The organism is Thorsellia kenyensis (assembly GCF_042432445.1).
In the GTDB taxonomy this organism is placed as follows: domain Bacteria; phylum Pseudomonadota; class Gammaproteobacteria; order Enterobacterales; family Thorselliaceae; genus Thorsellia; species Thorsellia kenyensis.
Genome location: NZ_JBHLXE010000005.1, coordinates 1 through 1,321, shown reverse-complemented (window position 1 = coordinate 1,321; position 1,321 = coordinate 1). Strand labels below are relative to the sequence as shown.

1 protein-coding gene is annotated in these 1,321 nt (G+C 46.5%); it reads left to right on the top strand.

Translation table 11 applies throughout. The annotated features are described in order from the left end of the window. On the top strand, positions 1-1,321 hold a 1,321-nt coding region (locus ACFFIT_RS00200), incomplete at both ends, for a hypothetical protein (protein ID WP_385875301.1).

Sequence of the window (1,321 nt, the reverse complement as noted above, 5' to 3'; positions counted from 1 at the left end):
GTTAGTGGATACCACAGCACCAGGTTCAATCGAAAACTTGAACATCGAAGGGTACAACCCAGACACCGATGGCTTAAATACGACCACTCCAACCATCACGGGTAAAGGCGAAGCGGGTCAAGATGTTGTGGTGACCTTACCAAATGGTGAAGAGTTAGTGTTCAGTACCGATCCTAAAGGTGACGAGTACCCATTAACCTATGGTCCAACGGACGAGAATGGCAATGCCGAGTTTGAATTGCAAATTCCAGAAGGCAAATTAACTGACAATACGTCAGGGGATTTAAGCGTTAAACAACGTGATGACGCTGGTAATGACAGTCCAGCATTGACCTATCCTGTGTTGGTGGATACCACAGCACCAGGTTCAATCGAAAACTTGAACATCGAAGGGTACAACCCAGACACAGATGGCTTGAATACGACGACGCCAACCATCACAGGTAAAGGCGAAGCGGGTCAAGATGTTGTGGTGACCTTACCAAATGGTGAAGAGTTAGTGTTCAGTACCGATCCTAAAGGTGACGAGTACCCATTAACCTATGGTCCAACGGACGAGAATGGCAATGCAGAGTTTGAATTGCAAATTCCTGAAGGCAAATTAACTGACAATACGTCAGGGGATTTAAGCGTTAAACAACGTGATGACGCCGGTAATAACAGTCCAGCATTGACCTATCCTGTGTTAGTGGATACCACACCACCAGGCTCAATCGAAAACTTGAACATCGAAGGGTACAACCCAGACACTGATGGCTTGAATACGACGACGCCAACCATCACGGGTAAAGGCGAAGCGGGTCAAGATGTTGTGGTGACCTTACCAAATGGTGAAGAGTTAGTGTTCAGTACCGATCCTAAAGAGGGCGAGTACCCATTAACCTATGGTCCAACGGACGAGGATGGCAATGCAGAGTTTGAATTGCAAATTCCTGAAGGTAACTTGAGTGAAAATGAGTCAGGTGATATTTCAGTTAACCAACGTGATGAAGCGGGTAATAATAGCCCATCGGCGACCTATCCTGTGATAGTTGATACTACGCCTCCAGGCTCAATCGAAAACTTGAACATCGAAGGGTACAACCCAGACACAGATGGCTTGAATACGACGACGCCAACCATCACAGGTAAAGGCGAAGCGGGTCAAGATGTTGTGGTTACCTTACCAAATGGTGAAGAGTTAGTGTTCAGTACCGATCCTAAAGAGGGCGAGTACCCACTGAGCTATGGTCCAACGGACGAGGATGGTAATGCAGAGTTTGAATTGCAAATTCCAGAAGGCAAATTAACTGACAATACGTCAGGGGATTTAAGCGTCAAT